We start from the raw sequence: 19,259 nt of genomic DNA on the forward strand, positions 1-19,259 counted from the left end.
AAATGAACGCTGCTGCCCGTGGCTCGCGTCCCCAATTTCTTCCGCATCATGGGCATATCCCCCGTTCGGTCTGAGCGGAGAATGCGCAAGTCCCGTGCCACCCGTGACCGCTGGTTGCGGCTGCTGTCTCGAAAGTGGTGCCGGGGCCGGGGCGACGGTCAGTCCGGCCACAGGCGGGCGGCACCGCGCATGCCGCTTTCCGCACCATGGCGGGCGACGGCCATCCGGGTGCGCGGATCGGCGGCCAGCGTCCAGGCGCCCCAGCGCCGCATCACCGCCTCGCACAGGCCGGGCAGGGCGGACAGGCCGCCACCGACCACCACCATGTCGGGATCCAGCAGGTTCAGCACCGGCGCCAGCGCGCGGGCCAGAGCATCGGCATGCCGGGCCAGCGTTCCGGCCGCGGCGGCATCCCCGGCCTGGGCGCGGGCGGCGATCTCCGGCGGGTTTAGCGTCTCACCGGTCAGATGGCAGTGCAGGCGCGACAGCCCGGCCCCGCACAGCATGGTTTCCAGGCAGCCCATCCGGCCGCAGCCGCAGGGCACCGGCGGGCCGTCCGCCTCCTCGCGCCAGGGCAGCGGCGCATGGCCCCATTCGCCGGCCAGCCCGGTGGCGCCGGGCAGGATGCGGCCATCCACGACGATGCCGCCGCCGACCCCGGTGCCGAGGATGACGCCGAACACCACGGCTCCGCTTCCGGCAGCTGCCCCATCGGTCGCCTCCGACAGGGTGAAGCAGTTGGCATCGTTGGCGATCCGCACCGGCCGCCCGAGCCGCCGCGTGGCGTCCGCGACGAAGCTATGGCCCTCCAGCCAGGGCAAATTGACCGCGCGCACCCGTCCGGCCGTGGCGTCGACCAGACCGGGAAGGCTGATGCCGATACCGCCGGTTCCAGCCGGGTCGAGGGCGTTCACCGTCTCCGCCAGGGCGTCCAGCGTGGCGTCATAGCCGCGGGGGGTCGGACGGCGGTGGCGGGCCAGTTCCGTCCCGTCGCGGTCCAGCGCCACGGCGGCGATCTTGGTGCCGCCCAAATCGATTCCGACTCGCATGACTGTCGCTGTCCGGATGGTGGAATATGACCGAATTTCGGCGGCAACCCTATACCCCTCCCCCGTCCGGCGGACCAGGGTTGCTTTCGTGCCGGAAGGGTCAATCCACCCACCCCGGAAGAGAGGGGGCAACCGCCCTTTGCTCCGTCGGGGCTTGGGGGGCGCATCACTAGAGTCTCATCAGCGCATCCTTCACTGATCGGCGTCTTGAGATGTCCATGGACCGTTCTGCCCCGAAACATTCCTCGCGCGCCCGGCGCGCCGCTCCGGGCCACCACGATCCCGTTTCCGAGTCCGCCGGTGTCACGGCGGCCGAGATTCGCGATGGACTGGTGCTCGCCTTCCTGGCGCGCAAAAGGCTGCTGGTGCTGGTGGGCGACGCCGGCTCGGGCCGTCCCGCCTTGTTCCGCCAACTGGTCGAGCATGTCGAGGCCGACGGTGCCATGGCGCTGCCGGTCGCGGCGTCGGTCGGATCGGAGGTGGAGGATCTGGTCGCCGCCGCCGGCACCGGCGCCCTGCCCGATCTGGTTCCGGGGGAGGACGGCGAGACCGATTTCGACGTGCTGATCGCGGCGCTGGAAGAGCGGCTGGAGCTTGCCGGATCGGGGCTGCTGGCGGTGGACAACGCCGCCGTGCTGGCGCCGCCGGTGCTGGCCGATCTGGTCGATCTGACGCGGGCGGAGACGCCGGCCGGCCGCTTCATGCAGGTGCTGCTCTGCGGCACGCCCGAACTGGAAGGCACATTGGCGCGCGCCGGTCTGAGCGACGAGTTGCGCGACATGGGCGTGATCTACCGGATGGCGGCGGGCGGCGGCTTCGTCGACGATGTGCGGGAGCCTGCTCCGGCGCCTCAGCCCGTGCCCCGGCCAGCACCCCATCCTGGGCCGATGCTGGCGGTACCGCCCCAGCCCCAACCGCAGCAGGTGCCGGTGCAATCCGCCGCGATTCCGCCGGCGAACGATTGGTCGGTGGGGCAGCGCCGGGAACACCTGCCGCAGGAGGAGCGCTGGCAGGGCGACCAGAGCTGGACCGACCGCGACGCCGGGCCGACTGCTGGTCCGATGGCCGGCGCAGAGGGCCAGGGCTGGTCGCCGGACGGCGGTCAGGCCGGTGCCATGCGGGCGCCGCGGCGGACCGCGCTCTACGCCGGGGCGGCCCTGACCACGCTGGTCCTGCTGGGGGCCGCCGGTGCTGCCATTGCCACCGCCATGCCGGGCGCCTTCCCCGACCGTGCCCTGGCCATGGTCGAGGAGAGCTGGGCCAAGGCGCGCGAGGCGGTCGAACGGACCGTGCAGGGACTGACCGGGGCCGCAGCACCGGCCGAGCAGCAGCATGCCGTCACCGTGCCGGTCGCCCCCGCTCCCGAAATGAGAGTGTCACCCGCGGTCACTCCTTCCACCGCACCTACGGCCCCGACTACGCAGACAACTGCTCAGGCGCTGCCCGCCGCGCCGCCCGCCGGTACCCAGACGGTGTCGAAGCCGGCGACGCCTGCCTCGACGACTGTGCCGACAGCGGCGGCTCCGATTGAAACCGCGGCGTTGCCGCCGGCCCAGGCGCAGCAATCCGCCGCCAAGACCTCCGCGACCGGCAACACGGAAGCGGCGCCGGGCGTCGCCTCGCTGCCGCCGCTGGAAGACCCGTCGACGACCGCCGCGGTTCCTCCTGCTCCCCAGGCTGCCGTTCCGGATGCCGATACCGCCCAGCGCGTGCGGACGATGGTCGATCAGGCCCGCCGCCAGATCGCTGGCAAGCGTCTGACCACCCCGCCGGGCGACAACGCCTATGAGACGGTGCAGCGCATCCGTCAGATCGCGCCGTCGTCGCCGGAGGCGGCGGAACTGGTGACCACCATGACGGACACCTATCGCCGCTGGGCGATGCTGGCCGAACGGGACGGCGACTGGTCGGAGACGAAGCGCTTCTACGAGCGGGCGCAGATGATCTCGCCGGAAAGCCCCGATCTGGCCGAGCGCATCCGTGCCGCGAGCGAACAGCGCGTCTATAGCGGCCCCTCCGTCGGCCCCGCCACCGGGACCGCTATCGGCAATGCTGGCGGCACCGCGCCCGGAAGCTCCGCGGCGCCAGTGAACGCAACGCCGGGGCTGGGCGACCGCGAGTCGGTTCTGGCCCTGTTGCGCAATCCGGCAGAGCTGTCGCGCACGCTCCAGGCGGGCGCCAGTGCCGACACGCGGCTGGACAACGGCAAGACCCTGCTGATGATCGCCGCCGAACAGGGCCTTGCCGACGCGGTGCGCGTGCTGCTCGACCGCCACGCCCGCACCGACCTGCGCACCTCCGATGGCGCCACCGCGGTGATGTATGCCGCCTGGGGCGGGCATGACGGGGTGGTCCGGGCGCTGGCCAGCGGCGGTGCCGACCTCGACACCACCAACAGCGATGGCAAGACCGCGCTGATGGCAGCCGCCGCCCGCGGCCACCAGGAGGTGGCGCGCACGCTGATCCAGCACGGGGTGATGGTCGACCGCACCACCGCCTATGGCTGGTCGGCGCTGATGTACGCCGCCAACAACGGGCACGAGGCGGTCGCGAAGCTGCTGCTCGACAGCGGGGCGAACCCCTACCGCATGGATGCCAACGGCAACTCCGCCCTGACGCTGGGCGCATTGCAGGGGCATGTGCAGGTGGTGGAGGCCCTGAAGCCGCGCTGATCGAAGCCGCGTTGATTCTACCGGCGGATCCCCCCGGTAGCGTCTACTGGTCGAGGCGGACGGAGCCGCGCCACATCCCGGCGCTCTGTCCGCCATTGGCGTAGTGGAAGATGCCGGGGCCGTCCGGCTGGCCGTTGCGGAACCGTCCGGCGAAGCGGCTGCCGTCGTTGAAAGTCATCACGCCGAAGCCGGACATCAGGTCGCCCGACCATTCCCCTTCATAGGTCTGGCCGTTGGCGAAATGGTAGACGCCGGTTCCCTGGCGGATTGGGCGGCCCAGTGCTGTGTTGCTTCCCGAATTCGACGAGGGCTGTGCCCAGCCGCCTTCATAGCGGTCGCCACCAGAAAAGCCGTAGCTCCAGTACCGGCTGTCGGGGCGGCTGCGCGCCCGCTCCGCCGCGGTGCGGGCATCGCCCAGCGCGCGCATCGCCTGCTGCTCCGCCTCCACCGCCGGGCCGTCCGGGGTTGAGAAGCTGCGCTGCCCGGTCAGGACCGGGTCGGATGTGCCCGCGGCAGGCGGCTCGCCGCCTTGCTCTATACCGGGATCGCCGAAGGATGGTCCGGCTTCCACCGGGCCACGGCCACGGGCAGCCTGCGGCGACGGGTCGGCCCAACGGGCTGACAACGCCCCTGCGGTGAGATAGCCGGTTCGCCCGGCCAAGTCGCGCACGCGCAGCCAGCTTCCTTCCGGCACCGCCTCCAGCACCGTCACGGCACTGCCCGCCGCCAACTGGGCGACACCGCGGGCGCCGACCGCCGGCCGGTCGAACAGGACGCCCGGCTTCGCCATCTCATAATTGCCGGGCGGAAGGCTGGAACCGGTCACCGCCGGCGGTTCCTTCGCCGGAGCGGTAGCGGAAGGCGCGGCCCCTGCCGGAGGCGTGGCTGGCGGGGTGGCCGGTGGTTTGGCAGGGGCGGCGGCGACGGCTGGCACCAGCACCAGAGTGCTGCCCAGCCTATCCTGGAGCCAGGGCAACTGCCGGCCGTCGCTGCGTTCGGCGACCGAACGCGCGACCTCGGCCAGCGAATCGCGGAAGGCGACGCCGGGCCTGACCATCTCGCGCGCCAGCGCGGCAGTGAAGGCATCGGGTCCCTTGCCCGACTTCGGCGGCACCGGCGGCACGCCCGGACGGTGGGCATAGACGACGAACAGGCCGTCGGCCTCCATCGGCGTGCCCAGCGCACCGCCACCGACCCGCTGGGCCAGCGCCTCTGCGACGCCGGGATCGATCACCACGATGGATTTGCGCCCGCTGTCGCGCAGGTCGCTCAGCACGCTGTCGAGGTCGAGGGCGTTGCGCGGCAGGTCGTCCGCTCCGGTGGGGGCGGCATCGGCGGGCAGCAGAAACTCCCGCTCCCCCAACCCGACGGCGAGGCCGGTGTAATAGACGAAACCAAGGTCGGCCCCCGACAGCGCCTCGCGGAAACGCTCCAGCGCCGATTCCATGGCGACCCGTCCGACATTGTCGGCCCGCGTCACCGAAAAGCCGGCGCTGCGCAAGGCCGACGCCATGGCCGAGGCGTTGGCGGCCGCCTGATCGGACCGGCCGTCGAGCGCGATGTAGCGGCCGTTGTCGATGACCAGCGCCACGCGCTTGCCGGTCTCCGCCTGGGCGCCGCCCGCCTGCATACCGCCGAAGGGCAGGGCGGCCAGCAGTGCAGCCGTCAGGACGGTCGCCTCGAGCCGGCGCCTCCACCGGCCGGCCGGGCGGCGGTCTGCATGGCTTGCGGTCGGGAGTGCGGTCTTCGTCACGGCGTTCCATCCTTCGTAATCGCGGCAGCCTCTTGCCATGGCAATGGGCATGACCCCAAGGACATGACCCTGGGCGCCGCCCGTTGCCGGGAAGCGTACCGCCGCGGGGAGCATAGCCTTTTCCGTCAGTCGGGAGCGCCGCTCATTCGGAGCGTCGGACTGTGCCGGCGTTACCCCGCGTGGGCGAGGTAGGTCTGGGGCGGCTCTGGCGCACGCGCCACACCTCCGGCGGCGGCGGCAGTTCCGGCGATGTATCGCTTTCCCTTCGCGGCGAAGCCGCCTATATGACGCTCCTTCGCAGACAACGAGGTTCGCCATGCCGCCCGCCAAGCCGTCCGCCGTCCGGATGTCCGACACCGAAATCGCCCGCGTGCAGATGTACCTGCGCAAGACGCTGGGCAATCCCAAGATCGTGATCGAGCCGCCGGCCAAGCCCGGCCAGTCGGCCGAAGTGACGGTGGATGGCGAGTTTTTCGGCACGCTGAACCGTGACGAGGACGAGGGCGAGGTGTCCTATGCCCTGAACGTCGTCATTCTGGAAGAGGACCTGCCGGAGCCGCCGGCCATTCCGCGCCGCTGATTTCCCGGTCTTCTCCGGCTTTCCGCCCTGGGGCGCCCTATAGCGTCGTGCGTTCGATATGAAACGCACGACGCTGTCGCTTTATGTGTGGCGATCGGATTCACGCTTCAAATCGGGTCCGATTTTATGCGATCCGATCTAGCGGCTACGAGCGCGAAGCTCCGCTGCCAGGGCAGCCAGCAGGGTCTGCCCGCCTGACAGGGTCAGGCCGCGGACAAGGACAATCGCCTTGTGCCCGCCGCGCCGGTGCATGACCAGCCGCACATTGCGGCTGCCGGCAGCCTTCAATTCCGCCTTCACCGCATCGTTGGGCGCCACGTTGCCGGCGACGAGAGTCATCTCCGCCTTGTGTCGGTAGTCGTGCGCCGGATCGATCCAGGCGACGAACAGCGGCTTGCCACCCACCATCGGATAAAGCGCCAGATCCCGAATCGTCTCGTGTGGATGGATGCGCGCGCCGTCCACCGTCAACCCGCGTTCCGTCACGCCGAGCCGCACGGCGCGGCGCTGCACAGTCTCCGACAGGGTCACCACCCACAGCAGCAGCACCGGCACCGCGCAGAAGGCGGCCAGCCATTGCAGCATGCCGGACAGCTCGTCCGGCGCCAGCCCGGCTCCGGCGATGAAGCCGGTCGCCAGCAGTCCCGCGATCAGCAGATAGCGCGTGCGGATCACCGGCGTCAGCACCGGCGTCGCCATGAACACGGCGCCGGCCGCGCCGTCTTCGCGCGTGACTTCCAGACTGGGGGGCGGCTTGGCGGCGGGCATGTCGCTGGGGCGGTCGTGAACGGGGCGTGATCCTGTTCCGGCGGGGTGCCGCCCGTCCAGTCCTTTCGCCCTGCCCGTTCCACCGCTTATCCGCACCCGCGCTGCGTGTCCGGGCGGGTCGGCTCCTCGCCCGTGCCTTGAAAATGGCGGGGGACGTGGTAATCTGCGGGGCAGGAGGTGACGCGAGCCATTTTCCTGAATGGCGGGACCGGTTTCCCAGCCCCGCCAATGTTGGCTTACCTGTCCTGGTCCGTGTTGAAGCCGGCTTCGAACTCGAACTTCAGCTTGAACCAGAAGCGGCCGAGCCACTTCAGGAATTTTCTCACTCGCGTCACCTCCTTTCGGTTGCCATCGGCGCGTTGTGCGCGTCCGGCGGCGCGAGAATACAGGGCACGCATGTGCGTGCCAATCTCGCCGCGGTGGAAATTTCCCTCAAAGTTGCGGTCCGATGCCCTCGGACGAGAAGGTTGGGCTTTTGCAACCCTGGTGCCCTGATCGGGGTGGTGATAGTTTGCGGGGTGGATGATTTCTGACCAAACCGTCAGATCCATTTTCCAAATCCGCCCCATATCCGCCCTGTGAAGGACCGCCGCCCGTGACCTTCCCAAATCCGCTCGATGTCCGGGAGGCGACCGCTTCCAGGCAAGGCTCGGACCGGGCCGCTCCTTCGGCCAAGTCCCCGGTGGTTGTCGAGGCACGCAAGCTCTCTCTGGTCTATCCCACGGCGGACAAGCCCGTCACGGCGCTGAGCGAGGTCGACCTGACCATCGCCAGAGGCGATTTCGTGTCGCTGATCGGTCCCAGCGGCTGCGGCAAGACCACGCTGCTGCGCGTGATCGCCGATCTGGAACGTCCGACTTCCGGCCAGATCGCCATCGAAGGCATGACGCCGGAGCAGGCACGGCTGAAACGGCTTTATGGCTACGTGTTCCAGGCACCGGCGCTCTACCCGTGGCGGACGGTGGAGCGCAACGTGATGCTGCCGCTGGAGATCATGGGAATCGCCCGCGCCGAACGGCAGGCACGGGCCCGCGAGCAGTTGGAGCGCGTCGGTCTGTCGGGCTTCGAGCGCAAGTTTCCCTGGCAACTCTCCGGCGGCATGCAGCAGCGGGTGTCCATCGCCCGCGCTCTCGCCTTGCAGCCGGACCTGCTGCTGATGGACGAGCCGTTCGGCGCGCTGGACGAGATCACCCGCGACCATCTGAACCTGCATCTGACCCAGCTGTGGCGGGCGACCGGCAAGACCTGCGTCTTCGTCACGCATTCGATTGCCGAGGCGGTGTTCCTGTCCACCCGCATCGTGGTGATGAGCCCGCGCCCCGGCCGTATCCTCGATGTCATCGACTGCAACAGCCTGCCGCGCGAGCGCACGCTGGACATCCGCGAGTCGCCGGAATTCGCCGCCATCGCCCACCGCGTGCGCGAGGGGCTGAAGGAAGGGCACAGCTACGATGACTAAGCGCGCGCTTCCCGTCACCGTGATGACGCTGCTCCTGCTGGCGGCCTGGTACATCGGGGCGGCGTGGCTGAACTGGCCGCAGGCGGCGGAGACGCTGGCGCGCGCCAGCAAACCGGCCGGCTTCGCGGACGTGCTGGCCCAGGCCTACACGATGAAGCGGCCGATCCTGCCCACCCCCGATCAGGTGGTGGTGGAACTGTGGAATTCCCTGACCGGCTACGCACCGTCTAGCCCGCGCAACCTGCTGTTCCATGCCTGGGTGACGGCGGAGGCGGCGCTGACCGGGCTGGCGATGGGGCTGGGGCTCGGCATCCTGCTGGCCGCCGGCATCGTCTATACCCGGACGCTGGAGGCAAGCCTGCTGCCCTGGGTGATCGCGTCGCAGACCATCCCGATTTTGGCAATTGCCCCGATGATCGTCGTCATCCTCGGCAACATCGGGCTGACCGGGCTGCTGCCGAAGGCGGTGATCTGCATGTATCTCTGCTTTTTCCCGATCACGGTCGGCATGGTGAAGGGGCTGCGGTCCGCCGATCCGCTGTGGCTCGACCTGATGCGGACCTATTCGGCCAGCGGGATGCGCGCCTTCTGGTCGCTGCGGCTTCCGGCCTCCATGCCCTTTCTGTTCGCCAGTCTCAAGGTGTCGGTCGCCATCAGCGTGGTCGGCGCCATCGTCGGCGAGCTGCCGACCGGCGGGCAGGCCGGGCTGGGCGCGCGGCTGCTGTCGGGGTCCTATTACGGCCAGACCGTGCAGATCTGGGCGGCGCTGATCATGGCCTCTCTGCTGTCGGTGGCGCTGATCGCCGTCGTGCGCGGTCTTGAGCTGGTCCTGCTTGGCCGGGCGGGTGCGCGATGAGCGATCTGACGACGGACCCCTACCGCACCAGCCTGCGCACGGCCGCCGATTGGGGGCTGGTCGCCATCGCCCTGCCGACGCTGGCGGCACTGGCCCTGCCGGTGGGCGTCCGGAATGGCGCCGTCCTTGGCTGGTTCGGCGGAACCATGGCGCCGCTGTTCCTGATCGGGGTGGTGCTGGCGGTCGTCGCCGGTGCCTCGGCACCGAAGCGGGTCTGGGGCGCCTGGGCGGAGTTGGCCGGCGTGGCGCTGGCTTGGCTTCTGCCGCTGCATCTGCTGAACGAGGGGCTGGATCTCTCGGCCGGCTGGGGGCTGTGGCTGTTCCTGGCCGCGGCGACGCTGCTGCTGTGGCGGGTGATGGGGGTGCTGGCCGGCGTGCCGGGCTGGACCCGCTCCGTCATCGTGCCCGGCCTGTTCGGGCTCGGCCTGCTGGTGGGGTGGGAGGTGCTGGTCCGCGGCTTCCAGGTGCCGGCGATCCTGCTGCCGCCGCCCAGCCGCATCGCTGCGGCGCTGGCCGCCAACGCACCGGTGCTGTGGGACGATTTCCGCCAGACGGTGCTGACCTCCGTCCTGCGCGGCTATGTCATGGGCTGCGGTGCCGGTTTCCTCGTGGCAATCCTTGCCGACCGCGTGCCCTTTCTTGCCCGCGGATTACTGCCGCTCGGCAATCTCGCCAGCGCCATCCCAGTGGTCGGCATCGCGCCGATCATGGTGATGTGGTTCGGCTTCGACTGGCAGTCGAAGGCCGCGGTCATCGTCGTCATGACCTTCTTCCCGATGCTGATCAACACGCTGGCCGGCCTCGGCAATTCGGAGCGCATCCAGCTCGACCTGATGCGCAGCTATGCCGCCGGCTATGGCAGCACGCTGGTCAAGCTGCGGCTGCCCAACGCACTGCCCTTCCTGTTCAACGGCTTGAAGATCAACTCCACCCTGGCCCTGATCGGCGCCATCGTTGCCGAATTTTTCGGCACGCCGGTGGTCGGCATGGGGTTCCGCATCTCGACCGAAGTGGCGCGGATGAATCTCGACATCGTCTGGGCCACCATCGCCGTGGCGGCGCTGACCGGCTCCGGCCTTTACGGCGCGTTGGCGCTGCTGGAGCGCGTGACGACGGCTTGGCATCCATCGATGCGGGGGCGTTGACGGGCCTCGCGAAGCCGCTGGCGCGGCCATTGCTTTCACCTCGCCATTCCAGCCGGCAAGGGAGGTGGGCATGGCCGATGTCGTCGTTCTGAAGCATGTCCGCCTGACCCGGGCCCTGCTCGCCATTGAGATGGCCGCCGCGTCGTTGGACGGTGAGCTTGTCGCTCTGCGCACCGCCGGACAGGCCGGTCTGCTGGGCGATTATGCCGAGGAAGCCACGCTCCTGCGCACCTATGTCCGCACTTTGCGTGTCCTGTTGCAGGCGATGACCCCCGACGAGGTGGACGAGGCGGGACTGAGCGAGCGCCATGCTTTGGCGGAAGCGGCGGTCGGCCGCTGTGCCGCCGCTTTGCGGGTGCTCGACCTGCCGGTCGGTGGTGGCCCAGTCAGCGGAACCGCCTGACGACTGCTGTCGCGAAACCGACAGCGGCTTGACGCCTTCCGGCCACTACCATACTGCCGTATGGCTGGGATGCGGAACGCCTTTCCCCTCTCGGCCGAAGGAACGCCGCGCTATAGTGGCAGGCCCAACGAACAGTCGGACTTCACCGACAACGCTGCAGGCTTGATAAGGGCGCGATGAGGCTTCTCGTTTCCGATCTGACCCACCGCTATGACGATCTGACCGTGCTGGACGGCATCGACCTGACCCTGGCGGAGGGGGAAATCCTGGCGGTGATCGGCCCCAGTGGCTGCGGCAAGTCGACCTTGCTCGGCATTGCCGGCGGCATCGTCGCCCCGACCTCCGGCAGCATCCGGGTGGAGGGGGAGGTGCCGGACGGCTGCCTCAACCCGATCACCTTCATCTTCCAGGACTTCGCCCTGCTGCCCTGGCGCACGGTCGAGGACAATGTCGCCCTGGTGCTGGAACACCACAAGTTGTCCGCCGCCGAGCGGCGCGAGCGCATCGACAGCGGCCTGCGCCGCATAGGGTTGTGGGAGTTCCGCAAGGCCTTGCCCAAGCAGCTGTCCGGCGGCATGCGCCAGCGGGTCGGCATCGCCCGCGCGCTGGCGGTGCGCCCGGCGATGCTGCTGCTGGACGAGCCGCTGTCGGCGCTGGATGCCCAGACGCGCGAGTTGCTGATGGACGATTTCCTCGAACTTTGGCGGCGGGAGAAGACCACCGCCCTTTATGTCACCCACAATCTGGACGAGGCGTTGCGGCTGGCCGACCGGGTCTGCGTGCTGAGCCGCCGTCCAGGCCGCATCCGCGAACTGGTCACCATCGAGGAGCCGCGGGAGCGCCGGCAGGAGCCGTCGGCCCAGGCCCATCTTGCCGAAGTGCGCGACCGACTGTGGCACCTGATGAAGGCCGAAGCCCAGATGGCCGACCGGGAGATCGCCCGTGCCTGACAGCCTGAACCCGCCCACCGCAGCCGCCGCGTCCACGATGGGCCAGCCCGTCCGCTTCCGTGGCGGCGGTTTTACCGTGAAACGCCATCCCTGGGCGGCGCTGGCGGCCTTCGCCGTGCTGATCGCGGTGTGGGAGGGGGCGAGCCGTCTCGGCCTCGCCAGCCCGCTGTTCCTGCCGCCGCCGAGTGCCGTCGCCCATGCGCTGTCGGGCATGGTGACGGACGGATCGCTGTGGATGAACCTGAAGGCGTCGCTGGGGCGCATCGCCGTCGGCTGGGTGCTGGGCACGGCGGGCGGCATGCTGGTCGGCTTCGCCATGGGCATCTTCTCAACGGCCCGCGCGGTAGGGGTGCCGCTGGTTTCGGCCTTCTTCCCGATCCCGAAGATCGCGCTTCTGCCACTGTTCATCCTGTGGTTCGGCATCGGCGAGCCGTCGAAATTCGCCACCATCGGCTTTGGCGTCTTCTTCCCCACCGTCATCGCCACCTACAGCGCCATCGATTCGGTGCCGCGCAACCTGATCCGCATGGCACAGAGCTTCGGCCTGCCCTGGCGGTCGATCCTGCGCTCCATCGTCCTGCCGGGCGCGCTGCCGGGCATCCTGGCCGGCTTCCGCATCACCGCGTCGATCGCACTGATCCTGGTGGTGGCGGCGGAGATGATCGGGGCGGAGTACGGCATCGGCGCCTTCGTGCTGATGGCCGGCAACCTGATGCAGACCGACACGTTGCTGGCCGGCGTGCTGGTGCTGTCGCTGCTCGGGCTCGCCATCGGCACGGTGCTGTCGCAGCTTGAACGGCGCCTGCTGAACTGGCGCTGACCGGCTTTTTCCCAAGAAACTGAACCATACATCGGGAGGATTTCCGTCCATGACCGCCGCCATGACCGTGGCCCGCCTCACCCGGCGCGCCGTGATCGCCACTGTGTCCCTGGCCGCCGGGGCCGCCTTCGCCGCCGGTACCCTGATGTCCGCCGCGCTGGCGCAGCCGCTGGAGAAGGCGACGGTCGGCGTGCTGGCGCTGTCTTCCTCCGGGCCGATTTTCATCGCCAAGGCAAAGGGCTATTTCGAAAAGGAGGGGCTGGACGTCGAGCTGAAGATGTTCACCTCGGCCCAGCAGGTGCCGGTCGCCGTCACCTCGGGCGATGTCGATTTCGGTGTCACCGGCCTGACCGCCGGCTTCTACAACCTCGCCTCCAAGGGTGCCGTCACGATCATTGCCGCGCAGAGCCGCGACGAGCCGGGCTTTCCCTTGAGCGCCTATCTCGCGACCAACGCCGCCTATGACGCCGGGCTGAAGGCGCCGGCCGACCTGAAGGGCAAGCGGGTCGCCATCACCACCGTCGGCTCGACCTTCCATTACATGATCGGGCTGCTGGCGCAGAAGCACGGTTTCACGGTCAAGGACGTGACCATGGTGCCGTTGCAGGATGTGCCGAAGATGGTCGCCGCCTTCAAGGGCGGGCAGGTCGACGCCATCATCGCGCCCTCCACCGTGTCGCGGCAGCTGGTGGCCGACGGCGCCGGCAAGATGCTGGGCTGGGTCGGCGACGAGACGCCCTGGCAGCTCGGCGCCCTGTTCACCGCGCCGAAGACGATGAAGGACCGCCGGCCGCTGGTGGAGAAGTTCGTCCGCGCCTACAAGACGGCGCTCGCCGAATACCATGCCGCCTTCAACGGCAAGGACGCCGCCGGCAATCTGGTGAAGGGGCCGGGCTATGACGAGCTGCTGACCATCATCGCCGAAGCGACCAAGCAGAAGCCGGACATCGCCGCCGCCGGTCTGCCCTATGTCGATCCGCAGGCCCGCCTGCTGGTGGACGACGTGATCAATCAGGTGAAGTTCTGGCAGTCGGAAGGTCAGGTCGACAAGGCGCTGGATCCGAAGTCGGTGATGGATCTCAGCATCGCCGGGCAGTGAGGAGAAGGGGCGGGGCGGTCAGACTGACAGATAGGCCGCCCTCACCCCGTCATCCGCCAGCAACTCCGCCATCGTGCCGGTCCAGCGCAGGCGGCCGGTTTCGATGACGCAGGCGCGGTCGGCGACGGATGAGGCGAAGGACAGGCTCTGTTCGGACAGCAGCACCGACAGCCCCTCCGCCTTCAGCCGCCGCACCGCCTCGGCCATCTGCTTGACGATCAGCGGCGCCAGCCCTTCCGACGGTTCGTCCAGCAGCAGCAGCGACGGGTTGCCCATCAGCGTGCGGGCCAGGGTCAGCATCTGCTGCTCGCCGCCGCTCATCCGGGTGCCGCGGCGGCCGCGCATCTCCGCGAGGTTGGGGAACAGCGCGAACAGCTTCTCCGGCGTCCAGGCCGGGGCGCCGGGGCGGGGAGGCTGGCGGCCGACCTCCAGATTTTCCTCCACCGTCAAATCGGCGAAGATGCGGCGGTCCTCCGGCACATAGCCGACGCCGAGCCGGGCGATGCGGTGGGCGGGCAGGGCGGACAGGTCGCGTCCGTCGAAGCGCAGGGTCGCGGCACGCCGCTCCACCAGTCCCATGATCGCCTTCAGCGTGGTGGTCTTGCCAGCGCCGTTGCGGCCCATCAGCGCCACCACCTCGCCGCGGCCGATGGTCAAAGCGATGCCGTCGAGGATGTGGGCGCGGCCATACCAGGCCTGGAGGCCGTCCACCGTCAGCAGGGGGTCGCTCACGCCTCGCCTCCCAGATAGACGGACTGCACGCGCGGGTCGGCGCGCACCCGATCCGGCGAGCCCTCCGCGATCAGCCGGCCACGGTCGAGCACCAGCACGCTGGTGGCGTGGCCGAAGACGGCATCCATGTCATGCTCGGTGAACAGAACGGCGAGGCCGCGCTCGCGCACCAGCTCCGCCGTCAGCGCCATCAGGGCAAGGCGTTCGGCTGGCGCCATGCCGGCGGTCGGCTCGTCCATCAGCAGCACCGTCGGCTCGCTCGCCAGCGCCATCGCCAGTTCGACCCGCTTCACGTCACCATAGGCCAGCACGCCGCAGGGACGGTCGGCCTGGGCAGCCATGCCGACGCGCTCCAGCAGGGCCAGCGCCGGTTCGCGGAACTGGGCGGCGGCCGGGCGCCACAGCCCGAACAGCCGGCGGGCGCGCGACAGCAGGACCATCTGCACATTCTCCGCCACCGTCATCGAGGCGAAGGTCGCGGTGATCTGGAAGGTGCGGCCGACCCCCAGCGCCCAGATGCGCCGGGGCGGCAGCCCGACCAGCTCGGTGCCGTCCAGCTTGATCGATCCCGAGTCGGGGCGCAGTTGGCCGTTCAGCAGGTTGAAGCAGGTGCTCTTCCCGGCGCCGTTCGGACCGATCAGCGCCAGCAGGTCGCCGGAACGCAGGGTGAAGGACACGCCGCCCACCGCCTGCACCCCGCCGAAGGAGCGTTGCAGGTCGCGCACCACCAGCTCGCTCATGCCCGCCTCCTGAAGCCGGACAGGAAGCCGACGATCCCCTTGGGGAAGATCAGAACCAGCGCGACGATGATCAGGCCCAGCACCAGCCGCCACCAGTCGGTCAGGCTCATCACCTCCGACTCCAGCAGGTGGAACGCCACCGCACCGGCAAGCGGTCCGGCGACGGTCTGGATGCCGCCCATCAGCACCATCACCAGCGCGTCGACCGACTGCGGCACCGCCAGAAGGGTGGGGAAGACGCTGCCCTTGGCGAAGGCATAGAGACCGCCGGCCAGCCCGGCCGCGGTGCCGGCCAGCACGAAGGCCATCCATTGGAAGCGGCGCACGTCGATGCCCACCGATTCGGCCCGCAATCCCGAGTCGCGACCGGCCCGCAGCGCATAGCCGAAGGGGGCGAAGGCCACCCGGCGCAGCAGCCACAGCGTGCCGCCGCACAGGCCCAGCGTCAGCCAGTAATAGGTCGCCTTGCCCGCCGCCCAGCCCGGCGGCCAGACGCCGAGGATGCCGTTGTCGCCGCCGGTCACCGCATACCATTGGAAGGCAATCGACCAGACGATCTGGGCGAAGGCCAGGGTCAGCATGGCGAAATACAGCCCCGAGCGCCGCACGCAGAACCAGCCGGCCACCAAGGCTCCCAACCCGGCCAGCACCGGCGCTCCGGCCAGCGCCAGCGGCATCGGTGCGCCCAGATGCTTGACCAGCAGGGCCGAACCGTAGGCTCCCAGCCCGAACCATGCCGCATGGCCGAAGGACACCAGCCCGCCCAACCCGATCAGCAGATGCAGGCTGGCAGCGAACAAAGCGAGGATCACCACCTCGGTCAGCAGGATCAGCGCGTAATCGCCGGCGACCAGCGGTGCCGCGGCGAGAAGTGCCAGCAGCGCCAGCGCCCACGGCCCGGCATGGCGCCCGGCCGACAGCGGCACGGTCACCGCGGCCGTTGCGGTCGGCGGCACCTCCTCGGCCCGGCCGAGCAGGCCGTGCGGGCGCAGGACGAGAACCACCGCCATGAACAGGAAGACCAGCACCAGCGTGATCTGCGGGAAGACCAGGATGCCGAAGGCTTGCAACTGCCCGATCAGCAGCGAGGCGAGGAAGGCGCCGGTCAGGCTGCCCATGCCGCCGACCACGACGACGACGAAGGCCTCGACCACGATGGCCATGTCCATCTGCAAGGTCACCGACTCACGCGGAACCTGCAGGGCGCCGCCCAGCCCGGCCAGCGCACAGCCCAGGAACAGCACGCCGGTGAACAACCGCGCCGGATCGACGCCGAGCGCGCTGGTCATCTCGCGGTCCTGCGTCGCCGCCCGCACCAGGGTGCCCCAGCGGGTGCGGTTGAACAGCAGCCACAACAGCCCGAGCACCAGCGGCCCGAGGCCGATCAGCACGAGGTCGTAGAGCGGGAAGGGCTGGTCCAGAATGTCGATGGAGCCCTTCAGCCCCGGCGCGCGTCGGCCCAGCAGATCCTCCGGTCCCCACGCCCAGGCGGTCAGATCCTGCACCACCAGCACGATGCCGAAGGTGCCCAGCAGCTGGAACAGCTCCGGCGAGCGGTAGAGCCGGCGCAGCAGCCCGACCTCCATCGCCGCGCCCAACACGCCCATCGCCAGCGCCGCGGCGGCGACGGAACCCCAGAAGCCGGCCGGCGTACCGCCGAACCGTTCGATCAGCGACCAGCCGGCATAGGCGCCGACCATGTAGAAGGAGCCGTGCGCGAAATTCACGATCCGCGTCACGCCGAACACGATGGTCAGCCCCGACGACACCAGAAACAGCGTCGCCGCGGTCGCGAGGCCGCTGAGGGCCTGGACGAGAAGGAAGGACATGGGGGGTGAGGCGCCGGAAGCCCGGCGCCTTACTCCGCCGGCCGCATCTTGCGCGCCGCGTCGTCGGGCGGCAGGTAGTTGGCACCGTCGGCGTAGCGCCAGTCCTTCATTGTGCCGCGGCCGTCCTTCACGGTCGTGGTGCCGACATAGGCGCCCATGGTCGCCTGATGGTCGGACGCGCGGAAGGTTACCGGGCCAACCGGGCTGTCGATGGTCAGGCCGGCCAGCGCATCGACGATCGGCTCGGAATTGGCCGATTTGGCCTTGGTGATCGCCGCGGCCACCGCCTTCATGGTGATGTAGCCGACGATGGAACCCGCCTTGGGCGACTCCTTGAAGCGCGCGGTGTAGGCGGCGACGAAGGCCTTGTGGGCGGGCGTGTCGATCTGGTCCCAGGGATAGCCGGTGACGATCCAGCCTTCCGGCGCCTCGTCCTTCATCGGTTCCAGATATTCCGGTTCGCCGGTCAGCAGGCTGACGATTTTGCGGTTGCGGAACAGGCCGCGGCCCTCGCCCTCGCGAACGAACTTGGCGAGATCGGCGCCGAAGGTGACGTTGAAGATGGCGTCGGGCTTGGCGGCGGCCAGAGCCTGCACCGTCGGGCCGGCCTCCAGCTTGCCCTGCACCGGCCACTGCTCGGCGACGAACTCGACGTCCGGACGCTTTTCCTTCAGCAACTGCTTGAACCATGCCACCGCCGACTGGCCGTATTCGTAGTTGGGGGCGACGGTGGCCCAGCGCTTGGCCGGCAGCTTCGCCGCCTCCTCCACCAGCATCGCCGCCTGCATGTAGGTGCTGGGGCGCAGGCGGAAGGTGTAGCGGTTGCCCTTCGACCAGGTGATGGCGTCGGTCAACGGCTCAGCCGCGACGAAGGGCATCTTGTTGCGTGCGGCGAAGTCGGCGACCGCCAGCCCGATGTGGGAGAAGTAGGTGCCGGCCAGCACGTCGACCGCCTCGTTCGTCACCAACTCCTGCGCAACGCGCACGGCGTCGTCAGGCTTGCCGGCATCGTCGCGCGAGACGACCTGAAGCTCGCAGCAGCCGATCACGCCGCCTTCGGCGTTGATCTCCTCCAGCGCCAACTGCCAGCCCTGGCGGTAGGGAATGGTGAAGGCGGGCAGGCCGGTGTAGCTGTTGATCTCGCCCACCCGCACGGGTGCGCCGGAGAATTTCACCGGCTCTTTCGCTGACTGAGCCGCGGCGGGGCCGGCAGTGAGAGCCGCCGCTGCAAGTGCGACTGACAGGGTGGCGCCCAGAGCGGCGGGGCGAAGGAGCTTCGCCAGCGGCGAGGCGGTCGGGTGGCGGTGCTTCATCCTGCGGGGACCCCGGTTCGTAAGAGACCAGCGGCGTGTCCGGTCGCGGTGCGACGCAACACACCGCGTTCATAGCAAACCCGGCGCAAAAGTCACCGACTGATCGGGGTTTTCCCGCAGGTGCTCCCTTGGGTGCCGCCTACATCAGGCGGGCCAGCAGCGACATGAACTGCACCCGCTCCTCCTCGCTCAGCGGGGTCAGCGTCTGTTCGTGGGCGGCGGCGGCGTTCGCCATCAGGTCGATGACCAGGGCCTGGCCGATCCGGGTCAGCCGGACGCTGGTGCGGCGGCGGTCCTGCGGGTCGGGCTGGCGTTCCACCAGATTGCGTTCCACCAGCCGCAGGATCACGCCCTGGGTCGTGGCGGGATCCATGTAGGTCAGGCGGCCAAGCTGGTTCTGCGACAGCGGGCCTTCGGCATGCAGCGTGGCCAGTGCCCCCCATTGGGTGGGGGTCAGCAGCTGATCGCCGATCAGGTCTATGAAGATCGCCGAGGCACGCTGATGGGCGCGGCGAAGGCGGTGGTGAACCTGGCCGGCCAACTGGTAATCGTCGGGAAGCAGTCGTCCGAAGTCGTCCATGTCAACGGGCCCGTGGTTCGCGCCCGCCTTCGGTCCGGGGCGAAGGCTGGGGCGGACACGGACCGCCGCTCCCGGCTGCGTGGACAGGGATGGCGCGGCGTTTCCCGCCTGTCACCATCCGATGCGTCCATCATGCGTTCCTCATGGAAAGGGTAGAAAACACAATGGGCGCAGTGCAATCTTCGCAGATGCGGCATAGAGCCACAGGAATGCGAATGTCATCGCTTGCGCAACAAAAGAAGCGCCGCAAGCCTGAAAATAAGCTGCGAACGGATGCTGTCGCAATTCGGAGAGTCTGCACCGCCGATTCATGACCGCGGCGGCACGATACGCTTCCGCCGCCGCCGCGTTTCACCGGCTGCTTTTGGTCAGGGCGTCCGTTTGGGTGGGTAGCTGTCTGGCGGAGTGGTCTTTTCGGCCGGGCTGGCGGCATCGTCCTTCTCTGGGGGAGTTACGCCGCCCGGCGTGTAGGGCGGGGTGGTGGCGTCGGGCGGCGTAACTCCCCCAGAGA

General features: G+C 69.3%; 18 protein-coding genes. 9 read left to right on the plus strand and 9 right to left on the minus strand.

What is annotated here, in order from left to right; genetic code table 11:
- Positions 1–158 precede the first annotated feature (158 nt).
- Entirely contained in the window at positions 159–1,049 is an 891-nt protein-coding gene (locus GBZ48_RS20490; protein ID WP_174472696.1) for an ROK family protein, read from the minus strand.
- Between the two features lie 218 nt (positions 1,050–1,267).
- Here GBZ48_RS20490 and GBZ48_RS20495 point away from each other — a divergent pair, with 218 nt between their 5' ends.
- Positions 1,268–3,721: an ankyrin repeat domain-containing protein gene (locus GBZ48_RS20495; RefSeq protein WP_174472697.1), complete on the plus strand. Its 2,454-nt coding sequence runs from the start codon at positions 1,268–1,270 to the stop codon at positions 3,719–3,721.
- A 43-nt stretch (positions 3,722–3,764) separates the two neighbouring features.
- Here the strand turns inward: GBZ48_RS20495 and GBZ48_RS20500 are convergent, their stop codons facing one another.
- Positions 3,765–5,474, minus strand: a complete 1,710-nt coding sequence (locus GBZ48_RS20500; RefSeq protein ID WP_343049610.1) for a caspase family protein — start codon at positions 5,472–5,474, stop codon at positions 3,765–3,767.
- Between the two features lie 316 nt (positions 5,475–5,790).
- Between GBZ48_RS20500 and GBZ48_RS20505 the strand changes: the two genes are divergently transcribed.
- Positions 5,791–6,054, plus strand: coding sequence for a DUF3126 family protein (locus GBZ48_RS20505; RefSeq protein ID WP_098740518.1), 264 nt, complete (start codon positions 5,791–5,793; stop codon positions 6,052–6,054).
- 138 nt (positions 6,055–6,192) lie between these two features.
- Here GBZ48_RS20505 and GBZ48_RS20510 read toward each other — a convergent pair whose 3' ends face one another.
- Together GBZ48_RS20510 and GBZ48_RS20515 are read right to left on the minus strand one after the other, a co-directional pair.
- Positions 6,193–6,822 (minus strand): hypothetical protein, encoded by a 630-nt coding sequence (locus GBZ48_RS20510; protein WP_174472698.1) that lies wholly within the window; start codon positions 6,820–6,822, stop codon positions 6,193–6,195.
- Positions 6,823–7,058: 236 nt separating this feature from the next.
- Positions 7,059–7,373: a hypothetical protein gene (locus tag GBZ48_RS20515; protein WP_174472699.1), complete on the minus strand. Its 315-nt coding sequence runs from the start codon at positions 7,371–7,373 to the stop codon at positions 7,059–7,061.
- A 44-nt stretch (positions 7,374–7,417) separates the two neighbouring features.
- Between GBZ48_RS20515 and GBZ48_RS20520 the strand changes: the two genes are divergently transcribed.
- The 7 genes from GBZ48_RS20520 to GBZ48_RS20550 all read left to right on the plus strand — a co-directional run bounded on the left by GBZ48_RS20520 (position 7,418) and on the right by GBZ48_RS20550 (position 13,554).
- Positions 7,418–8,281 carry an ABC transporter ATP-binding protein gene (locus GBZ48_RS20520; protein WP_425486006.1) on the plus strand — a complete coding sequence of 288 codons (864 nt, stop codon included), beginning with the start codon at positions 7,418–7,420 and terminating at the stop codon, positions 8,279–8,281.
- Positions 8,274–9,137 carry an ABC transporter permease gene (locus GBZ48_RS20525; RefSeq protein ID WP_174472700.1) on the plus strand — a complete coding sequence of 288 codons (864 nt, stop codon included), beginning with the start codon at positions 8,274–8,276 and terminating at the stop codon, positions 9,135–9,137. Before GBZ48_RS20520 ends, GBZ48_RS20525 begins: the two co-directional genes overlap by 8 nt.
- Complete coding sequence (locus GBZ48_RS20530; protein WP_174472701.1) at positions 9,134–10,282, plus strand: ABC transporter permease; 1,149 nt, start codon at positions 9,134–9,136, stop codon at positions 10,280–10,282. The genes GBZ48_RS20525 and GBZ48_RS20530 overlap by 4 nt, the downstream gene beginning before the upstream one ends.
- A 70-nt stretch (positions 10,283–10,352) precedes the next feature.
- Positions 10,353–10,685 (plus strand): hypothetical protein, encoded by a 333-nt coding sequence (locus tag GBZ48_RS20535; RefSeq protein WP_109450016.1) that lies wholly within the window; start codon positions 10,353–10,355, stop codon positions 10,683–10,685.
- A 176-nt stretch (positions 10,686–10,861) separates the two neighbouring features.
- Positions 10,862–11,635, plus strand: coding sequence for an ABC transporter ATP-binding protein (locus GBZ48_RS20540; RefSeq protein WP_174472702.1), 774 nt, complete (start codon positions 10,862–10,864; stop codon positions 11,633–11,635).
- A complete protein-coding gene (locus GBZ48_RS20545; protein WP_343049611.1) occupies positions 11,628–12,455 on the plus strand; it encodes an ABC transporter permease in 828 nt (275 codons plus the stop codon). Before GBZ48_RS20540 ends, GBZ48_RS20545 begins: the two co-directional genes overlap by 8 nt.
- Positions 12,456–12,504: 49 nt before the next feature.
- Complete coding sequence (locus tag GBZ48_RS20550; RefSeq protein ID WP_246307341.1) at positions 12,505–13,554, plus strand: ABC transporter substrate-binding protein; 1,050 nt, start codon at positions 12,505–12,507, stop codon at positions 13,552–13,554.
- A gap of 18 nt (positions 13,555–13,572) precedes the next feature.
- Here the strand turns inward: GBZ48_RS20550 and GBZ48_RS20555 are convergent, their stop codons facing one another.
- The 5 genes from GBZ48_RS20555 to GBZ48_RS20575 form a co-directional block, all read right to left on the minus strand.
- Positions 13,573–14,286 carry an ATP-binding cassette domain-containing protein gene (locus GBZ48_RS20555; RefSeq protein WP_174472703.1) on the minus strand — a complete coding sequence of 238 codons (714 nt, stop codon included), beginning with the start codon at positions 14,284–14,286 and terminating at the stop codon, positions 13,573–13,575.
- Complete coding sequence (locus GBZ48_RS20560; RefSeq protein ID WP_174472704.1) at positions 14,283–15,026, minus strand: ABC transporter ATP-binding protein; 744 nt, start codon at positions 15,024–15,026, stop codon at positions 14,283–14,285. The genes GBZ48_RS20555 and GBZ48_RS20560 overlap by 4 nt, the downstream gene beginning before the upstream one ends.
- Positions 15,023–16,855 carry an ABC transporter permease gene (locus GBZ48_RS20565; protein ID WP_174472705.1) on the minus strand — a complete coding sequence of 611 codons (1,833 nt, stop codon included), beginning with the start codon at positions 16,853–16,855 and terminating at the stop codon, positions 15,023–15,025. Before GBZ48_RS20565 ends, GBZ48_RS20560 begins: the two co-directional genes overlap by 4 nt.
- A 29-nt stretch (positions 16,856–16,884) precedes the next feature.
- Positions 16,885–18,168 (minus strand): ABC transporter substrate-binding protein, encoded by a 1,284-nt coding sequence (locus GBZ48_RS20570; protein ID WP_174472706.1) that lies wholly within the window; start codon positions 18,166–18,168, stop codon positions 16,885–16,887.
- A 139-nt stretch (positions 18,169–18,307) separates the two neighbouring features.
- The gene (locus GBZ48_RS20575) at positions 18,308–18,748 is read right to left on the minus strand and encodes a MarR family winged helix-turn-helix transcriptional regulator (protein WP_174472707.1); all 441 of its coding nucleotides are present in this window, start codon (positions 18,746–18,748) and stop codon (positions 18,308–18,310) included.
- Positions 18,749–19,259: the final 511 nt, after the last annotated feature.

The organism is Azospirillum melinis (assembly GCF_013340935.1).
Classification (GTDB): Bacteria; Pseudomonadota; Alphaproteobacteria; order Azospirillales; family Azospirillaceae; genus Azospirillum; species Azospirillum melinis.

Bases quoted from the DNA above. Each gene is read 5' to 3' on its own strand.
- GBZ48_RS20490 (WP_174472696.1), bottom strand. From the start codon at position 1,049: ATGCGAGTCGGAATCGATTTGGGCGGCACCAAGATCGCCGCCGTGGCG.
- GBZ48_RS20495 (WP_174472697.1), top strand. From the start codon at position 1,268: ATGGACCGTTCTGCCCCGAAACATTCCTCGCGCGCCCGGCGCGCCGCT.
- GBZ48_RS20505 (WP_098740518.1), top strand. From the start codon at position 5,791: ATGCCGCCCGCCAAGCCGTCCGCCGTCCGGATGTCCGACACCGAAATC.
- GBZ48_RS20510 (WP_174472698.1), bottom strand. From the start codon at position 6,822: ATGCCCGCCGCCAAGCCGCCCCCCAGTCTGGAAGTCACGCGCGAAGAC.
- GBZ48_RS20515 (WP_174472699.1), bottom strand. From the start codon at position 7,373: ATGGATCTGACGGTTTGGTCAGAAATCATCCACCCCGCAAACTATCAC.
- GBZ48_RS20525 (WP_174472700.1), top strand. From the start codon at position 8,274: ATGACTAAGCGCGCGCTTCCCGTCACCGTGATGACGCTGCTCCTGCTG.
- GBZ48_RS20530 (WP_174472701.1), top strand. From the start codon at position 9,134: ATGAGCGATCTGACGACGGACCCCTACCGCACCAGCCTGCGCACGGCC.
- GBZ48_RS20535 (WP_109450016.1), top strand. From the start codon at position 10,353: ATGGCCGATGTCGTCGTTCTGAAGCATGTCCGCCTGACCCGGGCCCTG.
- GBZ48_RS20540 (WP_174472702.1), top strand. From the start codon at position 10,862: ATGAGGCTTCTCGTTTCCGATCTGACCCACCGCTATGACGATCTGACC.
- GBZ48_RS20550 (WP_246307341.1), top strand. From the start codon at position 12,505: ATGACCGCCGCCATGACCGTGGCCCGCCTCACCCGGCGCGCCGTGATC.
- GBZ48_RS20560 (WP_174472704.1), bottom strand. From the start codon at position 15,026: ATGAGCGAGCTGGTGGTGCGCGACCTGCAACGCTCCTTCGGCGGGGTG.
- GBZ48_RS20565 (WP_174472705.1), bottom strand. From the start codon at position 16,855: ATGTCCTTCCTTCTCGTCCAGGCCCTCAGCGGCCTCGCGACCGCGGCG.
- GBZ48_RS20570 (WP_174472706.1), bottom strand. From the start codon at position 18,168: ATGAAGCACCGCCACCCGACCGCCTCGCCGCTGGCGAAGCTCCTTCGC.
- GBZ48_RS20575 (WP_174472707.1), bottom strand. From the start codon at position 18,748: ATGGACGACTTCGGACGACTGCTTCCCGACGATTACCAGTTGGCCGGC.